The sequence below is a fragment of the Galbibacter sp. genome (assembly GCF_048266365.1).
Taxonomy (GTDB): Bacteria; Bacteroidota; Bacteroidia; order Flavobacteriales; family Flavobacteriaceae; genus Galbibacter.
The window spans coordinates 278,146-296,046 of sequence record NZ_JBLWZP010000001.1; the positions used below are offsets into that span (position 1 = coordinate 278,146).

Below are 17,901 nucleotides of genomic sequence, written 5' to 3' on the forward strand. Positions count from 1 at the left end.
TTACATAGGTAAAGATTTTAAATTTTGGATCGAATTCTGCTCAATTGAGTAGGAGTGATGCTTAAGTACGACGCAATATGGTATTGGTTGATGAGGTTCTCCAAACCCGGGTGCTCTTCTCTAAAGATATCATAACGCTTGGTGGCGTCTAAAGTAGCTAGTTCAATTTCTCTCTTTTCTTTGAGTGCAAATTTGTATTCTGCTAATCTTCGCGCCAGGCTTTCAATCTTTGGGAATTTTGCGTACAGCCCGGTGACTTTATCATAATCCGCTATCAGCACACTACAGTCTGTCAGGCACTGGATGTTGATGGAATTGCGCTGCTTTGTGGTCAGGGAAACATAGGCCGCCACAAAATTTGAATTCGTAAAAAAAGTTTTGTTGTACTCTTTGCCGGCGCTGTTACGATAAAATGCTCGCATTACTCCGGTTTTAAGAAAACAGAGGGTGGATGCGTACTGACCTTCTACTGCAAAATAGTCGTCTTTTTCAAGTTGGGTTTCAGTAAACAATGTTGTAAAGGATTCCTTTTCAATAGGGGTTAAATCGACGAAGTTTTCTATATAAGCTCTAAGTGTATCCATGGTTGGTCAAAAATAATAGACCTGGTTTTGGTGGTTGATTAAAAGTGACCCCCAAGATACACTATTTTAAAACTACTTCTGTAGGTTTATAAGATACAGTATTCAATAGGGCTTCATTATATTTGATTAAAATAAGCAAAGATGGTTGTAAAAAAGCATAGTAGTAATGGGATTGACATTGCGGAAGTTATATCCGACGATCTTCTGATTACCAACGAATCTGATGGATTAGATCTTGTTGGAACACTGTATTTTCAGGGCTATGATAGGGTAATTCTTTATAAGGAGAATATCGCAGCTCAATTTTTTGATCTCAAAAACGGACTAGCCGGGGAGGTTCTGCAAAAATTCTCCAACTACCGTATGCGACTTGTGATCGTAGGAGATTTCAAATCCTATAACTCAGAGAGTCTACAGGCATTTATCTACGAGTGTAATCAGGGGCGGATGGTCAATATGCTTGCTCAGCTCTCAGATGCTATTAAAAGTTTATCGAATTAACGGTAATGCTACCTTAAATAAAGCTCGGGTCTATTCTTTTAAGTAATTTTGCATTTGCAATGTGGAAAGAACTATTTAGATTTAATAAGACAAATCGTGCCTGGCACCTTCCTATAGTGGCTGGTTCCTGTGTAGGTATTCCTTTGCTGATTGGATTTTTAATCCATGATATAGAAGCTGGAAAATTAGCCTCTCTAGGGGCGCTGACCATCTTATACATCCAATCGAATAAACTTGTGAATCGCATGATGATTCTGATGGTTTGTGGATTTGGGTTTATTCTTTCCTTTTCCTATGGACTGATATTCTCATTTAATCTTTGGTTGACTCCAATCTTTTTAGGACTCTATACCTTTGGGGTTCACTATGCTTTGAATCGACTAGAACTTACCAAGCCTCCAGGTAATTTTTTTTTTATTATGGTGGCTTCCATTGCCATTACGATGCCGGCGCATTATTCAGATATCTCCGGTAGTATAGGAAATTTTGCTATGGGAGTTATGATTGCCTGTGTTATTGCTTTATTATACAGCATCATTGTTCTAAGCAAAATTAGCGACGCTCCGGCAGTAGTGGTGGTACAAAAGAACCTATATGTCAACATTACGGAATCTATAATATATAGTGTCATGGTTGCTTTGGCGTTGCTGGTCGGAATCCTGTTAAAACTTGAAAACCCCTATTGGGTTCCAATTTCTTGTATGGCGGTGATGCAGGGCATTAGTACCAAGCATATTTGGACTCGGGCTATGCAAAGGGTCCTTGGTACCTTTCTTGGTCTTGGACTCACCTGGCTCATCTTAGAAATGGACATTACTGTGCTCGGGATCTGTATAAGCATTCTAATCCTTCAAACAATTGTAGAGTTCTTAATTGTCAGAAACTACGCCATTGCCGCTATGTTTATCACAACCTTAACTATATTACTGGCCGAACCAAACATCAGTCTATTAGAGACTCCGGACCATTTAATGATTACCAGATTTTTCGATATCGTAGTAGGAAGTATTATTGGAGCCGTAGGAGGGTGGTTCTTGTACAATGAGAGGTTACATTTCTTTGCAAAAAAACACGTCAAAAGGACTAAGGTTGTTCTTAGGAAATACAAATCCTAGTGCAATGTCAACTATTATCCAAGTTCTTTTTTAGCCTCCAAGTGTTGAATTAGGGCTGCCTTTACCATGGTGAAAGCGTGATCTTTGGCCTCTGCAAAAGAGATGTTGTAAAGACGATCTATGTGTTGTAATTCCTCTGGAAATTTACCTAATAGTTCATCGTAATAGCGATCTAAAACGTCAGTCTTTGGGAGCTCGTAATTGACTCGAAGTTGAAAGCGCCTTAATAAAGCATTATCTATGATTTCAGGGTGGTTGGTCGCGCAAATCAAAAGTGCATTTTCCGGGTAATAATCGATGAGTTGAATCAGGGTGTTTACCAGTCTTCGCATTTCGCCGACATCTTTATCATCGTTGCCTCTCGCTTTGCCAATCTGATCAAATTCATCTAAGAAAAGAATGGCTTTGTCTCTGGCGGCTTTATCAAACACCTGTTTGATGTTTTGGGAAGTTTCACCGATGCGTGAACATACCACATTACTCAAATTAAGGATAAGAATCTTTTTGCCCAATGATTGTGCGATAGCTTTTGCCGTCATTGTTTTACCACAACCTGAACTTCCTTGCAGTAGTATCTTGTTGTTTACCGGAAGACCATAGGGGTGTAATTCTTCAATATAGGTATGTTCTTTAACCAGCTGTTCAAGCTGCTGCCTGCTGGTTTGACTTAGGACTACATCATTTAAAGCTACTTGTTCTCTATCGTTTATGGTAAGGTCGAATACATTCATGGCTGCCAACTTTAGAATTTTTTAAACACACCCTTTGGAAAAAAGGCAAAAATACTAAAATTCATCTGGCTATATTTTAAATTTACAGTTTTAAAATACAGTTGTTTAGATTGACCCGAGTTATAAAGGAAATCTTAAAAAAAACAGGAAAAGCGATAAATAGAATCACGTTTCCTGTCTTGTACCGGGAATGGGAATCGAACCCACACGCCCTAATGGACACATGGCCCTCAACCATGCCTGTCTACCAGTTCCAGCACCCCGGTGAATGGTTGGCAAAAGTAAAAAAAATATAGCGATAAGTTCAACTTTTTTGTGATTTTATAAAAGTAATTAATTCTGAATGGCTCCTTGAAGAATTTCAGGCTTCAAAATTCGGAATTAGAGCTCTCCTTTGAATTAAAACCAGCCGTTAACTGTCTTTTGAATTATTGTTAATGCAGCCGCTCACTACGGGTTCAATATCCTTTGCTCATAGGTGATTTCCCAACTTTGAGTAATCCGTTCATCTGGCATGTTCTTCATGTCGATCCTCTCTATTAATCCTTTGTCATTTCGGGAGCTCATTACAATAGCAAGACGTGTGAGGGTACTGAAACCTTGAAGTTCTTGATTTGAAATTGTCATATCATATAGTAATGCATCAGGATCAATTAAAAATCTTGCCGGTATAGGAGATAGGTGTGGATGAACCCCCGTTTCTTCTCCATACAAGAATTCAACTTGATCAACTACATATTCTAAAATTTGTTTATTCTGTCCTATTTTGATAATTGTATCTTGTTGTGATATATAATAACCATTAGAAAAAGTGAACGCTATTTCTTCGGTTATCGAATCATAAACAGGACTATATATCAATTGTTTTGTGATCAGATCATTGCTATACTCAAAACCAAAAAGTAGTTTCCCATCTTCTTTATATGTGGTCATTTGTCCCAGATCGTTATATCCAAATTCCATCAATAGATCATTTGATCTCTGGCTAATCATTCTATTGTGATTATCATACTCAAAGCTAAGCACCAAGCTGTCATGCTCTCCAAAGGTTACTATTTCTTTCACGAAATACCCCATCTGAGGCTCACTTGTGGCCTGGTCATCATTACTGCAGGATACTCCTATTACCAATATAAGAATGCCAAGGCCTATGTTTTTTAGTGTTTTAATAAAATGCATCATAAAAATTAGATTGTGATTGTTTCTTTAGTTCATGTTTTACTTGTGATAATTTATCATGTGGATGGCTATGGATTGTTTTACCTCATTCTGCCGATCTATGGTTCTCTCTAATATAAGTACAATAGGCATTCCAAATAGGACTGTGCGCATTGTCTAAATACCATTCTAGCCGAATTTTGGAGATGGTTTGATTATTAAAACGTTCCCCATATAATGCCATACTTTGATCGTTTTCAGAAGCTAGCCAATTAATAAATTCATGGCTATGGTCAAAGCTCATAATTGTCGGATAAGGTCCACGACCATCATTTACAATACCCAAGCAAAACCTGTTGCGAAGTAGATAAATACCATGCCCACAATAATCTCGATGTGAAAGATATAATCCACCACTCTCATTTGGATTCTTCTTTAGTTTAGCGGTCACCTGAGTAGCAAGTGCCATTCCATAAGGAGATTGATTTAAGTGTTTATAAATCTCCAGCTCTTTCGGTGTTAAGGATTCAATTTCTATTTTTGGAATAAGTAACTCCACTAATCTTAGGTGTTTAATTAATTATTATATCTGTCTGGTTTACAAAAATACGTGTATCAATAGTGGCTGTAAGAGATTCATAATAGCCTCCAAAAACTGAATGTATATCAGATATAATAGCACCCACATAATCTATTGTTTGAAAATCAGGATCTCTCTAGTTTCGCTGTTCAAAAAAGGATTCTGATTCTATTAATGCCGTTTCATAAGGAAGTGACACATTTGGACTTGGAAATACCTCACCCGTAATCCAGATTAATGTATCACCATCTTTCAAGGCTAATTTGTAAACCTTGGATACTTTGATATGGCTACCCTTGGGAATGTCTTGGATTTTTGTACCATTGGAATCATCATGCTGGAGGCTTAAGAAGTGATCTGTAATTACTCCACCCTCGTTGTTGTATTTGTAATAATACATGGGTTGATTGGTGAAGAAGATATTGTTACTCATGCCCTTAAACTCCGGCTCATCGGAAACATCTTTAAGGTTACTATTTCCGCAAGAAGCCCATAGCAAACCCAGAAAAGCCACTATAATTATTTGAACTGTTTTCATGTCTCTAAATTTATAATTACGTTAAATTCTCAAATAGCAAATTTAAGATGCTCCTTTAATTGCTCCGTAATTCAAACGTTTATATGTTGACTACCAATTCAGTTTTCTTGTCTACAAAACGTCTACAAAATTTGAAATACTGTAATCATCACTGCAGTAGCTGTGATTGTAGCCCTTTACATGGAAATGAGAAAAGATGCTATTATCGATTGTCGAACACTTTTTATTTTTAAAATAGGAAATAGTGCTTTAATAGTAATGGAAGGGGTGGTAGTCGGGTAGTTGTTGACCTGGGTCTATGATTTTAGTTACTGCAAGCAAAAGTGAGCTTACCACCATGATTAATGGTTATTCTCTAGAATGGCAATTGGCTAAGATCAACATTTCCTCCAGAAATAATAACACCAATATTTTGACCTTTAAATGCTTCCTTTTCCTTTATCAAAGCGGCCAAGGCTACCGCTGAAGAAGGCTCACATATGATTTTCATGCGTTCCCAAATAAGGCGCATAGCATATTTGATTTCGTGTTCTTCAACACGAATAATTTGCGCTACACCCTGCTGAATAATTGGAAAGTTAATGGATCCTAGTTGGGTTTTTAGTCCATCGGCAATAGTGTTGGTGGTCGAGTTGGTTTGTATTTTTCCGCTTTTTAAAGAGCGATAGGCATCATCTGCTTCCATCGGTTCGCCGCCAATGACCTTGCAATGCTTTCCAAAATGCTTTGCAGCAATAGCGGTTCCGGCAATTAGGCCACCTCCACCAACAGGAGTAAAAATGTAGTCTAAGTTTGGAAGCTTCTCTAGTAGTTCTTTGGCAGCTGTTGCTTGACCTAAAATGACATTTAAATCATTTGAAGGGTGAATAAAGCTAGCTCCTTTGGTGCGTTCTAATTTCATAGCGGTTTGCTCTCTTGCTTCCAGAGTGGGCTCACATTCGATGATCTCACCACCATAGTCCTTCACTGCATTTTTTTTAACCTGAGGAGCTGTTTTGGGCATGACAATATAAGCAGGAACTTCTAAACTTTGAGCAGCTAGGGATAGTGCTTGTGCAAAATTCCCGGAAGAATGCGTGACCACTCCTCTTCTTTTTTGTTCATCCGATAATTGCATAATCGCATTGGTGGCCCCGCGCATTTTAAAGGCCCCCATTTTCTGGAAGTTCTCGCATTTAAAATACAAATTTGCAGCTGCAATGGTATTGATGAGCGTTGAGGTTAAAACAGGAGTATGGTGAATGTATGGTTTAATCCGCTGGTGCACTTGAATTAAAGGCTCTTTAAACATTAAATTTATTTTTTTAGTTCTTGTAAATTAAAAACAGTGCCAGCCGGATCTTGGATCCAGTGCATATTCTCCGGTAATTTTTCTAGTTCGTCACATGTTTCGACACCATTGGACTGCAAATAATTCGTAGCCTGTTCTACATCAGGAACCGCTAACTGTAACCAAGTTTCTGAATGTGTGTAATTGTCAACACAATCAAGCCAAATTGTAATATTCCCAAATTTAACTTCATGTGTTCTCGAAACTGTGGGGTTATCTATTGGTTTTTCTATGACCTCAAGTTTGAGAATTCTTTTATAAAAGTCAACAGTCTTTTCGTATTTGCTCTTCGGTATTTTAATTGCGATGTTTACCCCGGGTGTAAATTGTTGGTCCATTTTGCTTTACTTAAGTATTTCCATAAAGATAATATCTTCAACAACAAGTTGAACAAAAAAGGAACTTGCTCACAAAGGAAACACACCTAATAAAGGTGATTTCAGGATTAAACTCCGGATCATTGAAGTGCTTTATGCCTTTCACCCCATTTTGCAAGGGCTTCAATAACTGGTTTTAATTCATAGCCTACCGGAGTTAGTTCGTATTCAACTCGAGGAGGGACTTCAGCATAAACAGTGCGAGTGACAATTTTGTTGGCCTCCAGTTTGCGAAGTTGTAGGGTAAGCATCCGTTCGGTAATGTTTGGTATACATTTTTTCAGTTCGCCAAATCTATGTTTTCCATTGATCAAATAACAGCATATAGCAAGCGCCCACTGCCCGCCAATTATCTGTGAAGCGTAGAGTTCAGGACATTCTCTCGCTAATGCTTTTTTATTGACAAAATTGGTAGAGGTTTCTTTAATTTTTGACATTACTTACATTTTGTATAGTACCATACAATTGGCAGCTTAGCTGTAAAATTAGTGTTTTGTATTTAACTTCGTGCCTTAATTTTAAAATCGCTGAGAAAAAATGAAGACACTGGTTGTCGTTATTCACCCCGATATGCATGCATCCGTTTTCAATAAACGATGGGTAGAGGAGCTCAAGAAATTCCCGGACGAATTTCACGTTCATGAACTACACAAGGTCTATCCCGATGAAAAAATCGATGTAATTGCAGAACAAAATCTGATAGAAAAATTTGATAAAATTGTATTTCAATTTCCTTTTTATTGGTTCAATTGCCCTCCGTTTTTCAAAAAATGGTTGGACGAGGTTTTACGCTATGGATGGGCATTTGGTAAAAAGAGCGGCTACAAATTAAAAGGGAGGAAGATTGCCTTGGCCATTACTATTGGCATAGACCAATATGAGTATCACGAAAACGAAAAGTATAAGTATACTATGCAAGAATTACTTCGACCATTTGAGTTGACCTTTGAATATGTAAAAGCAGATTACAAACCGTTCTTTCCACATTATGGAATCGAATTGAATAGTTCAAATCAAGATATTGAAGAAAGTGTGAAATCCTATATGAGATATTTAAGAGACTTTTAAATGGTTTATAGGGTTAAACTTCAGTTTTAGGCCATCATCATTTTGCAAATTTCTTTGTCCCGAAAACGCACAGGATTACCCCTACGGTAACTACGATCATACCTATGCTAACTTTCTCATGAAGTAACCAAGATGCTAGTGCCAATCCGAAAAAGGGTTGTAATAACTGTATTTGGCCTACGCTTGCAGTTCCACCTTGTGCCAAACCATTGTACCAAAAAATAAAGGCGATGAACATGCTGAATAGCGACACGTACCCTAAGCCAATCCAAGCCTCTGTACTGATATTCTCAATCGAAGAAGGTTCATAGATAAAGCATAGGGGTAGCATAACCGGTAGGGAGAGTGCAAGTGCCCATGAAATTACCTGCCATCCTCCAAGTACTTTTGTTAGTTTTGCTCCTTCAGCATAACTCAATCCGCAAACTATAACAGCCGCAAACATAAGGATGTCGCTCAGAGGTGAGGCAGTGATGCCTTGTGCAACGGCATAACCTACCACCAGTAAACTCCCTAAGGTAGAGAATAGCCAAAAGATTGGACGTGGACGTTCGCCCCCACGGAAGATGGCAAATATTGCTGTCGCCACGGGCAGTATACCTACAAAGACAATAGAATGCGCAGAGGTAACGTGTTGTAAGGCCAAAGAACTAAGTAGCGGAAAGCCCACAACGCCACCTAATGCTACGATAGTTAATGGTATGATTTGATTTTTATCAGGGCGTCTCTGTTTAAAAAACAACAAGGCAAAAACTGCAAGAAATCCTGCAATGGAAGCTCTGGCAGCAGTGACTAATACAGGATCAAACTCTAAGACGGCTACCCTTGTTGCGGGTAATGTTCCACTGAATAGTAAAACACCGATAAAACCATTTATCCATCCTTGTGTTGTCTTTTCTTTTATGCGATTTATTGTCAATTCTTGCATAGTGAATTATTTTAATACAAAATTGGGTAAAGGAATTTGATAAACACAGTCTCAGTTTTTTTTATTTTAATGGACACAGCTATATTTGTGTTATGGGGAAGGATTTTTTATACAACCAGATCGCTGGTACTATTGCGATAAACATTAAATCGGGTGTACTGAAAACAGGGGAGCGTTTGCCGTCTGTAAGGAATCTAAGTAAAGAATATGGTGTAAGCATTAACACGTCCAAAAGGGTTTACTTTGAATTGGAAGCTCAATCACTCGTGCAGTCCAAACCTCAATCGGGCTATTTTGTAAGTCCAATGGAGTATTTAAAGCTCCCGTTACCGGAAGCTAGTCAACCATTGGCTGTTGCAAACAGCGTGGACCCGGACCAGTTGATAAACGGTGTGTATTCTGCTATGGGTCGTACTGATTTAACCTTTTTCTCCCTCGGAGTCCCTTCTGGGGATTTACTTCCTTTGACAAAGTTAAAGAAGGAAATCGTTCTTGCTACTAGATCATTGAAAGAGGGTGGGACAGAATACGAGCCACTCCAAGGGAATGTGAAACTGCGGAGAATGGTAGCAGCTCGCTCAAGGGGATGGGGAGGTAGTTTAAAAGAAAGTGATCTTGTGACAACCAGTGGTTGTATGAATGCATTGGTGCTTTGTCTTATGGCGTTAGCTAAGCGAGGAGATACTATTGCATTGGAAAGTCCCTGTTATCCGGGAATTCTACACCTTGCTGCTAGTTTGGGATTAAAGGTTATGGAGATCGCTACACATCCCGTAAGTGGAATTGATGTTAAGGCCTTAAAAAATCTATTACCAAAAATAGATGTTTGTCTCTTAGTCCCTAATTTCAATACGCCACTCGGGTATTGTACTCCGGATGATAACAAGAAAGAAATTGTATCCTTGCTGGCCGAGTATGATATTCCCCTTATTGAAGATGATACTTACGGAGATATTTATTTCGGCAATGAACGCCCAAAATGTTGTAAATCATTTGATACCCACGGAAATGTTTTATGGTGCGGATCAGTATCTAAAACCCTTGCACCTGGTTATCGGGTAGGGTGGGTCGCACCTGGAAAGTACAAAGAACAACTACTGAAATTGAAGTATATTCATTCTATTGCGTCCACTTCTATAATACACGAGGCGGTTGGTAATTTTTTGTTGACGGGAAGATATGATAATTATCTTCGTAATTTACGTAGAACCTTGCATGATAATTATCAACAATACGCAACAACGATAGGAGAATTTTTCCCGGAAGGAACGAAGATTAGTCGACCACAAGGAGGACTTGCTTTGTGGATAGAATTCCCTAAGGGGATTGATTCAGGAGAACTATACAACCTTGCCCTTAAAAGTAAGATTAGTATTTCTGCAGGTAGGATGTTCACACTGCAAGATCAATTTCATAACTGTATGCGCCTTAGTTTTGGTTTGCCATGGACAAACGAATTAAAACTTAAATTACAACAGCTAGGAAATCTGGCTAAAACAATGTTATGATGGTTTGTTTAGATGATCCGGATCTATCGAGATTAAAATATAGAAACCATGTTTGTGGCCTTACCAGCAACATTATTATGATCGGCGTGAATTCGAAAGATGCCTCCAAACTGATCAGAAAAGAATAGGAATCATTACCTAAAGGGGTGAGGGTGTAATTTATCGCAGAGGTTGAAACGAAAATCCTCGTTTTGCATGAGGATGATTATACATATTAGCCTGAAAGAGTTTGAAGCGTGCAAAGATACATAGTATAATTAACCCTTGGTTGGCATTGAATTTCAAATCGTGAATGTCCTTGTATCAATTTTAAGAGTAAGATTAAGGCTGTATTTCAGTAAATAAACTTTATCGATTCCTATTTTTTCCGGTAGCCGTCATATAAATTTAAGACCTCGTCTAGAGGTCAGTGCTATACCTAATGCGACATTTCTAGAAATCAACAGAGAAGAAAAAGGAAATAATTATCCTAGAGCTGAAGTATTTAAGTTTTTCTTAGAAGAAAAAATTATAGCTGCATTTCAGTAAATTAATTTTATCATTTTTGTTGTCAAAAAAAAGTATATTTGGCTCAAAATTTTAACAAATGAACCGCCGAAACCTACGAGTTGATCAAACGTGTCTAAATTGTGGACATAACGTAGAAGAGCAATATTGTCCAAACTGTGGGCAAGAAAACACCGAAGCAAAACAACCATTTCACTATCTGTTTTCAAACTTTTTTGAAAATTTCACGAGCTATGAAAGTCAATTTTGGAAGACCATTTACAATCTGCTCTTTTCTCCAGGTACACTAACTAAGGAGTACTCCCAAGGGAAACGCAAACAATATGTACCACCTGTGAAGTTGTATATATTTGTCTCGTTCCTTACGTTTTTTATATTATCATTTCTAGGAGTAAGCGTTAACGAGACTAGTAATGATCGCACCCAAGATGAGGTGGGGTCAAAAATTGATTCCGTTAACAATTCAGAGTTTTTACTTCGCAAAGCCTTGGAAACTCCAGGACTGACACATCAGGATTCCCTTGCTATTCAAAGTTTATTTGCAAAGAAGGAAAATTTGGAAACTCTCGATGATGAAATGAAAATGCTTAGATTAGAAGGAGATTTAACAGACGTGTCATTTGGAGATGCTCAGACGATCACAGCATATGATTCCATTATGGACTCGCACAGTTCATTATCAAGGAAACTCTTTCGTCCATTTGCTAAAAAGTTTTTTGAATTCAAAGAAAAAAAGATTCCTTTGAAAGATATTGCACAAGGATTTGTTGTAGTTTTTATGCAGACGCTTCCCAAAGCACTCTTTGTTTTTCTACCTATATTCGCCTTGATCCTTTGGATATTCCACAACAAAAAGAAATGGTGGTATTTCGACCATGGAGTTTTCACATTACATTATTTCTCTTTTCTGCTTATTGTTGTTGCATTTTTAGTGAGTTTAAAATTACTGACACCGCTGTTGGAACGTTATGCAATATTTAATTTCATCGATTCCCTGTTTTTTCTGGTAGCCGTTATTTATAGTGGGGTTTATTTCTTTATTGCTCACCACCGTTTTTACGGCACTAGTAATTTCAAAAGTATATTAATCGGGTTTACTGTTTTTACATTAAATGTTTTGGTGTTTTCATTTATGCTGGTGTTCCTAATAGGCATTAGTTTATTATTAATTAATCAATAATTAAAGTTTTCACTTAAATCGGATTAGTATTACAGGTTAGTATTCTTTCAATGGAAGTGTTGATTTATAGGTCAAAGTGGACTTTTACATCTGCCAATACTTCCAAGAGTTTGGGAATGTCAGTTAATTCATTGGACTTGTCGTCAACCTTTGTTTACCCCAATACTAAATTATTTTGTGCTGCCCGAGCACTCACTATGTCGATGGGAGGTTTCTAAATCAAAAAGAAAGAGGATAATATTATTTAAAGACTATTCGGAAATAAAGAAAGCCTACGGTCTGGTTCAAGGAGTGAGAATTATTTTTTAAACAGAAGTACAAATACTTCAGCAGAATCTTTCAATGCCAAAATAAAGGTATTTAGAGCTCAATTTAGGGATTGAGAAATACAGAATACTACTTATATCACTTGGTGGGTTATATTCTTATTTACCTATAACTGTGCAGATTTATTTACCGATGACAACAGCAGAACTATTTGTATCAGAGATAATAAGTGGTATACTTTTCGATTGAAATATGGTCTAGTATTTACATTTTTATATGCAGACATGAATCTTATTTCATGATTAATCAATCGACATGAATAATAGAGGAACATGAAATTAAGCAGATAGCTCTGTATGCCTGTTTCTATAGCAGTAATAAAAAAAGCCGATCTATTTGACTAGAACGGCTTTTCAAGTGAACCCACTGGTACAAAGCTCGAACTCTTTATTGGAAGATTTAAGGCGATTGAACCAATTGAAAGACACCTCTTATAAGTATGATCTAGATAAAAATAAAGTTAGCTCCGCTAAACCGAAAATCATCTTAAACACGGAAAAACGGAAATTGTAAAAAATGTCAATAAAGAAAGCTATACTAAAGTCTTCAACCAGCTTTATTACTACATAAAAAATGTCTTCTCAATCGAGCTATACTCAAATTTAAAGCCGGTTTGTTTTATTTTGTAATTGCTGACCCTAGAACCCTTTAACAACATCACGGACATTTCCCCCAAAAATAACCTTACCAGAAATGCTGGTACATTGGGCAAAAAACTCGTTTTTCCGAATGACCTTAGCAGGGCTTTAGAAAAATCATTCATCATAATGTGCTCGGAAGAAACAGCATTAAAAACCCCGCTGAGTTCATCTGTCTTCAAGATGAATTCATACAACCGGACTAAATCCCGGATGTCAATCCAGGGTAAGTATTGCCTGCCATTTCCTAAAGATGTATTGATGCCCAACTTCGCCAAAGGTGCTAATTTTTGATACATACCACCATCTCTCCCAAGGACAACGCCTTTTCTTAAAATCACGGTAGCAACACCCAAACTGTCAAATTGCAGTGCTGTTTTTTCCCATTTCCGGCAAACCGAAGCCAAAAAATCGCTGCCGTTATTGGATTTCTCTGTAAATATTTCATCCGTAGTAATCGCACCATAATAACCTACAGCGGAAGATGAAATGAAGATATCTATGCTAAAATTTCTTGTTTTAACATAGGTAAAAAGTAAATCTATTGCCTTGGTCCGGCTTTCGATTATTTCAACTTTCCTTTTTTCCGTCCAACGCTTTTCGGTAATGTTTGCGCCTGTTAGATTGATGATTTTCGAAACGCCCTCAAATGCTTTTTCGTCAATAAATCCTTTCTTTATATCCCATTCAAAATACCGAATGTTCTCCATGCTGCTGATTTTGTTCCTCCGTGTTAACACATTGACCATATAACCACAATTTACTAGGTGCTTTATCAATGCTTTTCCGACAAAACCTGTACCTCCGGCGATTAATATCTTTTTCATGAATTGATTTTTGAAAGCAGCTCCGGAAAGGCCTGTCTGAACCAGACCGTATAATGTGATGGATTATTTTTTATATCAGATAGAATTTCATCCGCATTCATCCACTTATAGTCCTGTACTTCATCTTTGTTTAAAACAGGACATTGGTCAGAATAACCAACAAAAACATAATCCAGCTCATGCTCTGTCAAATTGTTTTCAACCCGCTCATTGTATATAAATGAATAGACCAATCTTAAATCACATTTCAGTCCCATTTCATAGATTAACCGCTCCTCTGCACTTAAAGCAACAGTTTCTCCCCATTGCGGATGCGAACAACAGGTGTTCGTCCATAACCCTGCTCCGTGGTACTTGTGGCTTGCCCGCTGCTGCAAAAGAAGCTCTCCCTTATCATTAAATATAAATACCGAAAATGCCCGGTGAAGACGCCCTTGCTCGTGGGCCATCAATTTTTCCATTTCAGCAATGGCATTATCGTTTTCATCGACCAACACTACATTGTTTCTCTCCATTTTACTTTAATTAAAGCGTTATTGATTGTTTTCCTTAACGGCTTCTCCATATACTTTCAACGCTCTGTCTCTTGCGAAACTGTGTTCTACTATTTGTTGGGGGTAAGCATCTGTTCCAAATCCGGGAATCCATTTTTTGATATATTCCAACTTCTTATCAAACTTATCGGTTTGAACAGTTGGGTTAAACACCCTGAAATACGGTGCAGCATCACAACCCGAACCCGATGCCCATTGCCAGTTTCCATTGTTGGCCGATAAATCGTAATCGTTCAGCTTTTGTGCAAAGTAGGCTTCACCCCAACGCCAATCTATCAGTAAATGTTTGCACAAAAAACTCGCTGCAATCATCCGTACCCGATTGTGCATAGATCCTGTTTGGTTCAATTGTCGCATTCCTGCATCGACAATCGGATAACCTGTTTTTCCCTCGCACCACTTTTCAAATTCCCATTCATTGTTTCGCCATTTGATGTTATCGTATTTCGATTTAAAAGATTGATTAACCACTTTAGGGAAATGATATAAGATCTGCATAAAAAACTCTCGCCAGATCAATTCATTCAGCCACGTTTGATTGTGGTTCCATGCAAAAGCTACACATTTACGAATACTAATGGTGCCAAATCGAAGAGCGATGCTCAATTCTGTTGTCCGTTGCATTGCAGGATAATCCCTGAATTTGTCGTATTCGTCAATGATTTTTGCATCTAATTTCGGCGGATCAAAAGTGATATCTGTTTTTTCAAAACCGAATTCATTCAACGAATGAATTTCGGCAAACCGCTGTCTGAAAAAATTAGTGCAATCAGGATTATACGACTTGTAATCTTTTTCTGTCAATAGCTCTTTCCATTTTTTTGAATACGGGGTATAAACCGTATAGGGTGTGCCGTCATTTTTCAATACATCGTTTTTATCAAAAATGACCTGGTCTTTGAATGCCTTAAAAGGAATGTTCTGTTCGTTGAAAAACTGGTAAATCTCCGTATCCCGTTTAATGGCTTGCGGTTCATAATCCCGATTGCAGAAAACGCCTTGAACAGCATATTTTTCGGAAAGCATTTTAAAAACATCCAAAGGATTTCCATAAAATGTATTCAATCTTGCGTTGAATGTCTTCAATCCGCTATTTATTGCCGAGAGTACCTGATGGATATAGTCAACCCTTCGGTCTTTTTTATCTTCTAATTTATTTAGGATGGTCTCATCAAAAATAAAAACCGGCAACACGGGTAATTCGGAAGCAAGTGCCTGATACAAACCCACATTGTCTTCCAAACGCAGATCTCTGCGAAACCAAAAAACGGAGACCCTACTTTTCATTCAAAAATGGATTATCGTTCCTGTCGTGCTTTACCCAGATCAGTTTAGAGGTATCATAACCAATCCCTTCTGCAATTCCCAGATAGTTTGCTTTAACCTCTTGGGGAACGTTCTTTGTTCTCGATAAAATCCATAAATACTTTAGGTTTTTTCCCGCAACCAGCGCATACTGGTAATTTTCGTCCAATGCGACCACATTGTAACCAGAATAAAAAGGACCGAAAAAACTTACTTTCAATTTTGCAACATTTTTATCTCCTCTGAACCTTGCTAAACCGTCCGCTTTTTTCCATTCTTGCTTATTATGGTTATAGCCACTGTTCAAGACGATGACATTGCCATTTTCATTCAGGCTGTATTGAGCGGAAACATTGTCCAAGTCCCTTTCAAAACGAGAATCAAAACGGGCAATTTCGTACCACGTGCCTAAATATTCATCGACATCAAAGTTTTCCACTGCTTTTGCCTTTTTGGGGATCGAGGCACAGGAATTTAAAAGAGCAATTAACGCTATGGAAAAGGCCACTGTTAAAATTTTATTTTTTGCTTTCATCATCTATATGTTTAAACCGTTTAAAAAAATAAAGCACCAAAAGAAACTGCGTATATCCATAAACGGCATCCTCAATTGGTATCGTTAGTATCCGTATACCCAGAAAATCTCCCGGGTTGTAATTTACGATAGGTGTTTCGATCCCAGTCCCCGTCAGCACGCCATTTACAGGAAAAAAACCTAACATCAATATAGTAAACACCAAAGATGCCTTGCCAATCCAATCTACCTGTGCAATGAAATGCAGGTAAATTAAAGTTGCTATAGTGGCGATAGCCGTCATAAGTGTATAGATTTTATCATAATGCAACAAAGCCATAACCGAACAGATAATGACGCTGACAAAAACGATCAGGTTATTTAAGGCGGATAGCCATCCTAACTTGAAAAACTTATCAAAACAGAAATAGGTAAACACGCATGAAAACGGAATGAAAATAAAGAAAAGCCATTCTTCAAGAGGCAAACCCGCTATCACTATTCCCAGTGTATAATCTGTATTGAACCACCAAACACCTTTTGCGGTAAACCATATATCCCAAGAAATAAATGGTATAGCAACCAAAATCGCAGATTTTATAAACGATCCAAAATAACGGTTAAAGAGAATCCGGCTGTCAAAAGATGCGATAAAGCAAATGATGACCGTAAAAAATAATATCATTGAATAAGTATATGCCATCATTTTTTCGCGGAATTAAAATACATTTTGAAATATTTGAAAGGCACATATAAAAACCCGAAACATTCACCGTTTTCTTTTCCGATATGTTTGTGATGTTGTTTGTGTGCCCTGCGCAGTGCCAAAAAATAGGCACTTTGGGTCTGGGACAGAAATTTAATCCGTTGGTGGATAAAAATATCGTGCACAAAAAAATAAGCCATTCCGTACAGCATAATGCCCAATCCGATATAAAACAGATAGTTGAAATTTTCAAGCGAACCGAAATACATCAAAGCAATCGTGGGTATGGCAAATATGACAAAGAAATAGTCATTCTTTTCAAGAACGCCCTCATTGCTGTGGTCGTGATGGTCTTTGTGCAAAACCCAAAGAAAACCGTGCATAACATATTTATGGATAATCCAGGTTGCCCCTTCCATCAATGTAAACGTGAGCAATACGATTAAAAAAGCCATATCAGTTTTTTATTGGGTTAAAAAGTTTTTCTAAAACGTTGTATCGGAAATCAAAGATGTACGCCAATTTCTTTTTCACAAAAAGTAGATGTGCCATCTTCCCCAAAAAGCCGAAAGGCAATTCATAATCTACCGTATCTTTCATCAGCACTCCGTCTTTATTGGGGATAAATTCGTGAAAATGGCTCCAGTATTTATAAGGTCCTTTCTCCTGAAAATCAGTAAAGCTTTTATTTGATTCCACATGAGTAATTCTCGTTCTCCACTTCAACGGAACTTTCAGCAACGGCGAAACGATATAATCGATCACCATTCCTTCAGCAATCTGTTCGCTGTTATAATCCGACAGCACCGTAAAACCCATATCTTTGGGTGTGATCTTCGAAAGGTTCTTAGGAGAAGAGAAAAAATCCCACGCTGCTTCGATATCGCAATACAATTGTTGCTCCCTGTATAACCGGTGTTTCATA

The 17,901-nt window shown here is 37.7% G+C and carries 21 protein-coding genes, 1 tRNA gene and 1 pseudogene; 6 read left to right on the forward strand and 17 right to left on the reverse strand.

Annotated elements, in window-relative coordinates; genetic code table 11:
- Positions 1-17: 17 nt before the first annotated feature.
- Positions 18-584: a Crp/Fnr family transcriptional regulator gene (locus ACN0TV_RS01260; RefSeq protein ID WP_417359331.1), complete on the reverse strand. Its 567-nt coding sequence runs from the start codon at positions 582-584 to the stop codon at positions 18-20.
- Positions 585-725: 141 nt separating this feature from the next.
- Between ACN0TV_RS01260 and ACN0TV_RS01265 the strand changes: the two genes are divergently transcribed.
- Complete coding sequence (locus ACN0TV_RS01265) at positions 726-1,085, forward strand: DUF4180 domain-containing protein (RefSeq protein WP_417359333.1); 360 nt, start codon at positions 726-728, stop codon at positions 1,083-1,085.
- A gap of 59 nt (positions 1,086-1,144) precedes the next feature.
- On the forward strand, positions 1,145-2,200 hold the full coding sequence (locus tag ACN0TV_RS01270; RefSeq protein WP_417359335.1) for an FUSC family protein: 1,056 nt from the start codon (positions 1,145-1,147) through the stop codon (positions 2,198-2,200).
- A 14-nt stretch (positions 2,201-2,214) separates the two neighbouring features.
- Here ACN0TV_RS01270 and ACN0TV_RS01275 read toward each other — a convergent pair whose 3' ends face one another.
- From ACN0TV_RS01275 to ACN0TV_RS01310, 8 genes are all read right to left on the reverse strand, one after another.
- Positions 2,215-2,931, reverse strand: a complete 717-nt coding sequence (locus ACN0TV_RS01275; RefSeq protein ID WP_417359337.1) for an AAA family ATPase — start codon at positions 2,929-2,931, stop codon at positions 2,215-2,217.
- Positions 2,932-3,113: 182 nt separating this feature from the next.
- A tRNA-Leu gene (locus tag ACN0TV_RS01280) sits at positions 3,114-3,197 on the reverse strand.
- Positions 3,198-3,381: 184 nt separating this feature from the next.
- Entirely contained in the window at positions 3,382-4,113 is a 732-nt protein-coding gene (locus tag ACN0TV_RS01285; RefSeq protein WP_417359339.1) for a hypothetical protein, read from the reverse strand.
- A gap of 82 nt (positions 4,114-4,195) precedes the next feature.
- Positions 4,196-4,648 (reverse strand): hypothetical protein, encoded by a 453-nt coding sequence (locus tag ACN0TV_RS01290; protein ID WP_417359341.1) that lies wholly within the window; start codon positions 4,646-4,648, stop codon positions 4,196-4,198.
- Between the two features lie 157 nt (positions 4,649-4,805).
- The gene (locus tag ACN0TV_RS01295; protein WP_417359342.1) at positions 4,806-5,207 is read right to left on the reverse strand and encodes a hypothetical protein; all 402 of its coding nucleotides are present in this window, start codon (positions 5,205-5,207) and stop codon (positions 4,806-4,808) included.
- A gap of 355 nt (positions 5,208-5,562) precedes the next feature.
- Entirely contained in the window at positions 5,563-6,498 is a 936-nt protein-coding gene (locus ACN0TV_RS01300) for a pyridoxal-phosphate dependent enzyme (RefSeq protein ID WP_417359344.1), read from the reverse strand.
- Between the two features lie 5 nt (positions 6,499-6,503).
- Complete coding sequence (locus tag ACN0TV_RS01305; protein WP_417359346.1) at positions 6,504-6,875, reverse strand: VOC family protein; 372 nt, start codon at positions 6,873-6,875, stop codon at positions 6,504-6,506.
- A gap of 119 nt (positions 6,876-6,994) precedes the next feature.
- Entirely contained in the window at positions 6,995-7,351 is a 357-nt protein-coding gene (locus ACN0TV_RS01310; protein ID WP_417359347.1) for a winged helix-turn-helix transcriptional regulator, read from the reverse strand.
- Between the two features lie 100 nt (positions 7,352-7,451).
- Here ACN0TV_RS01310 and ACN0TV_RS01315 point away from each other — a divergent pair, with 100 nt between their 5' ends.
- Positions 7,452-7,982, forward strand: coding sequence for an NAD(P)H-dependent oxidoreductase (locus ACN0TV_RS01315; RefSeq protein ID WP_417359349.1), 531 nt, complete (start codon positions 7,452-7,454; stop codon positions 7,980-7,982).
- Between the two features lie 37 nt (positions 7,983-8,019).
- Here the strand turns inward: ACN0TV_RS01315 and ACN0TV_RS01320 are convergent, their stop codons facing one another.
- A complete protein-coding gene (locus ACN0TV_RS01320; RefSeq protein ID WP_417359351.1) occupies positions 8,020-8,910 on the reverse strand; it encodes a DMT family transporter in 891 nt (296 codons plus the stop codon).
- 92 nt (positions 8,911-9,002) lie between these two features.
- On the opposite strand from ACN0TV_RS01320, the gene ACN0TV_RS01325 reads away from it, so the two are divergent.
- From ACN0TV_RS01325 to ACN0TV_RS01335, 3 genes and pseudogenes are all read left to right on the forward strand, one after another.
- Positions 9,003-10,418: a PLP-dependent aminotransferase family protein gene (locus ACN0TV_RS01325; protein ID WP_417359353.1), complete on the forward strand. Its 1,416-nt coding sequence runs from the start codon at positions 9,003-9,005 to the stop codon at positions 10,416-10,418.
- 586 nt (positions 10,419-11,004) lie between these two features.
- Positions 11,005-12,105 (forward strand): DUF3667 domain-containing protein, encoded by a 1,101-nt coding sequence (locus tag ACN0TV_RS01330; RefSeq protein WP_417359355.1) that lies wholly within the window; start codon positions 11,005-11,007, stop codon positions 12,103-12,105.
- Between the two features lie 296 nt (positions 12,106-12,401).
- A pseudogene (locus ACN0TV_RS01335) lies at positions 12,402-12,544 on the forward strand (transposase); the annotation flags it as partial.
- Positions 12,545-12,994: 450 nt separating this feature from the next.
- Here ACN0TV_RS01335 and ACN0TV_RS01340 read toward each other — a convergent pair.
- From ACN0TV_RS01340 to ACN0TV_RS01370, 7 genes are read right to left on the reverse strand one after another with little or no spacing between them, the layout of a single operon-like run.
- Positions 12,995-13,897 (reverse strand): TIGR01777 family oxidoreductase, encoded by a 903-nt coding sequence (locus ACN0TV_RS01340; protein WP_165319620.1) that lies wholly within the window; start codon positions 13,895-13,897, stop codon positions 12,995-12,997.
- The gene (gene idi, locus ACN0TV_RS01345; RefSeq protein WP_165319619.1) at positions 13,894-14,412 is read right to left on the reverse strand and encodes an isopentenyl-diphosphate Delta-isomerase; all 519 of its coding nucleotides are present in this window, start codon (positions 14,410-14,412) and stop codon (positions 13,894-13,896) included. Before idi ends, ACN0TV_RS01340 begins: the two co-directional genes overlap by 4 nt.
- Positions 14,413-14,430: 18 nt before the next feature.
- Positions 14,431-15,738: a cryptochrome/photolyase family protein gene (locus ACN0TV_RS01350; RefSeq protein WP_417359357.1), complete on the reverse strand. Its 1,308-nt coding sequence runs from the start codon at positions 15,736-15,738 to the stop codon at positions 14,431-14,433.
- Positions 15,728-16,291 carry a lipocalin family protein gene (locus ACN0TV_RS01355; RefSeq protein WP_165319900.1) on the reverse strand — a complete coding sequence of 188 codons (564 nt, stop codon included), beginning with the start codon at positions 16,289-16,291 and terminating at the stop codon, positions 15,728-15,730. The genes ACN0TV_RS01350 and ACN0TV_RS01355 overlap by 11 nt, the downstream gene beginning before the upstream one ends.
- Complete coding sequence (locus tag ACN0TV_RS01360) at positions 16,275-16,955, reverse strand: lycopene cyclase domain-containing protein (RefSeq protein WP_286591865.1); 681 nt, start codon at positions 16,953-16,955, stop codon at positions 16,275-16,277. Before ACN0TV_RS01360 ends, ACN0TV_RS01355 begins: the two co-directional genes overlap by 17 nt.
- A gap of 17 nt (positions 16,956-16,972) precedes the next feature.
- Positions 16,973-17,431, reverse strand: a complete 459-nt coding sequence (locus ACN0TV_RS01365; RefSeq protein ID WP_165319616.1) for a sterol desaturase family protein — start codon at positions 17,429-17,431, stop codon at positions 16,973-16,975.
- A 1-nt stretch (position 17,432) separates the two neighbouring features.
- Positions 17,433-17,900: an SRPBCC family protein gene (locus tag ACN0TV_RS01370; RefSeq protein WP_417359360.1), complete on the reverse strand. Its 468-nt coding sequence runs from the start codon at positions 17,898-17,900 to the stop codon at positions 17,433-17,435.
- Between the last annotated feature and the right edge of the window lies 1 nt (position 17,901).

What these genes read in the sequence shown, in the direction of transcription:
- ACN0TV_RS01260 (WP_417359331.1), bottom strand. Translation starts at nt 584, where the DNA reads ATGGATACACTTAGAGCTTATATAGAAAACTTCGTCGATTTAACCCCT.
- ACN0TV_RS01265 (WP_417359333.1), top strand. Translation starts at nt 726, where the DNA reads ATGGTTGTAAAAAAGCATAGTAGTAATGGGATTGACATTGCGGAAGTT.
- ACN0TV_RS01270 (WP_417359335.1), top strand. Translation starts at nt 1,145, where the DNA reads ATGTGGAAAGAACTATTTAGATTTAATAAGACAAATCGTGCCTGGCAC.
- ACN0TV_RS01275 (WP_417359337.1), bottom strand. Translation starts at nt 2,931, where the DNA reads ATGAATGTATTCGACCTTACCATAAACGATAGAGAACAAGTAGCTTTA.
- ACN0TV_RS01285 (WP_417359339.1), bottom strand. Translation starts at nt 4,113, where the DNA reads ATGATGCATTTTATTAAAACACTAAAAAACATAGGCCTTGGCATTCTT.
- ACN0TV_RS01295 (WP_417359342.1), bottom strand. Translation starts at nt 5,207, where the DNA reads ATGAAAACAGTTCAAATAATTATAGTGGCTTTTCTGGGTTTGCTATGG.
- ACN0TV_RS01300 (WP_417359344.1), bottom strand. Translation starts at nt 6,498, where the DNA reads ATGTTTAAAGAGCCTTTAATTCAAGTGCACCAGCGGATTAAACCATAC.
- ACN0TV_RS01305 (WP_417359346.1), bottom strand. Translation starts at nt 6,875, where the DNA reads ATGGACCAACAATTTACACCCGGGGTAAACATCGCAATTAAAATACCG.
- ACN0TV_RS01310 (WP_417359347.1), bottom strand. Translation starts at nt 7,351, where the DNA reads ATGTCAAAAATTAAAGAAACCTCTACCAATTTTGTCAATAAAAAAGCA.
- ACN0TV_RS01315 (WP_417359349.1), top strand. Translation starts at nt 7,452, where the DNA reads ATGAAGACACTGGTTGTCGTTATTCACCCCGATATGCATGCATCCGTT.
- ACN0TV_RS01320 (WP_417359351.1), bottom strand. Translation starts at nt 8,910, where the DNA reads ATGCAAGAATTGACAATAAATCGCATAAAAGAAAAGACAACACAAGGA.
- ACN0TV_RS01325 (WP_417359353.1), top strand. Translation starts at nt 9,003, where the DNA reads ATGGGGAAGGATTTTTTATACAACCAGATCGCTGGTACTATTGCGATA.
- ACN0TV_RS01330 (WP_417359355.1), top strand. Translation starts at nt 11,005, where the DNA reads ATGAACCGCCGAAACCTACGAGTTGATCAAACGTGTCTAAATTGTGGA.
- ACN0TV_RS01340 (WP_165319620.1), bottom strand. Translation starts at nt 13,897, where the DNA reads ATGAAAAAGATATTAATCGCCGGAGGTACAGGTTTTGTCGGAAAAGCA.
- idi (WP_165319619.1), bottom strand. Translation starts at nt 14,412, where the DNA reads ATGGAGAGAAACAATGTAGTGTTGGTCGATGAAAACGATAATGCCATT.
- ACN0TV_RS01350 (WP_417359357.1), bottom strand. Translation starts at nt 15,738, where the DNA reads ATGAAAAGTAGGGTCTCCGTTTTTTGGTTTCGCAGAGATCTGCGTTTG.
- ACN0TV_RS01355 (WP_165319900.1), bottom strand. Translation starts at nt 16,291, where the DNA reads ATGAAAGCAAAAAATAAAATTTTAACAGTGGCCTTTTCCATAGCGTTA.
- ACN0TV_RS01360 (WP_286591865.1), bottom strand. Translation starts at nt 16,955, where the DNA reads ATGATATTATTTTTTACGGTCATCATTTGCTTTATCGCATCTTTTGAC.
- ACN0TV_RS01365 (WP_165319616.1), bottom strand. Translation starts at nt 17,431, where the DNA reads ATGGCTTTTTTAATCGTATTGCTCACGTTTACATTGATGGAAGGGGCA.
- ACN0TV_RS01370 (WP_417359360.1), bottom strand. Translation starts at nt 17,900, where the DNA reads ATGAAACACCGGTTATACAGGGAGCAACAATTGTATTGCGATATCGAA.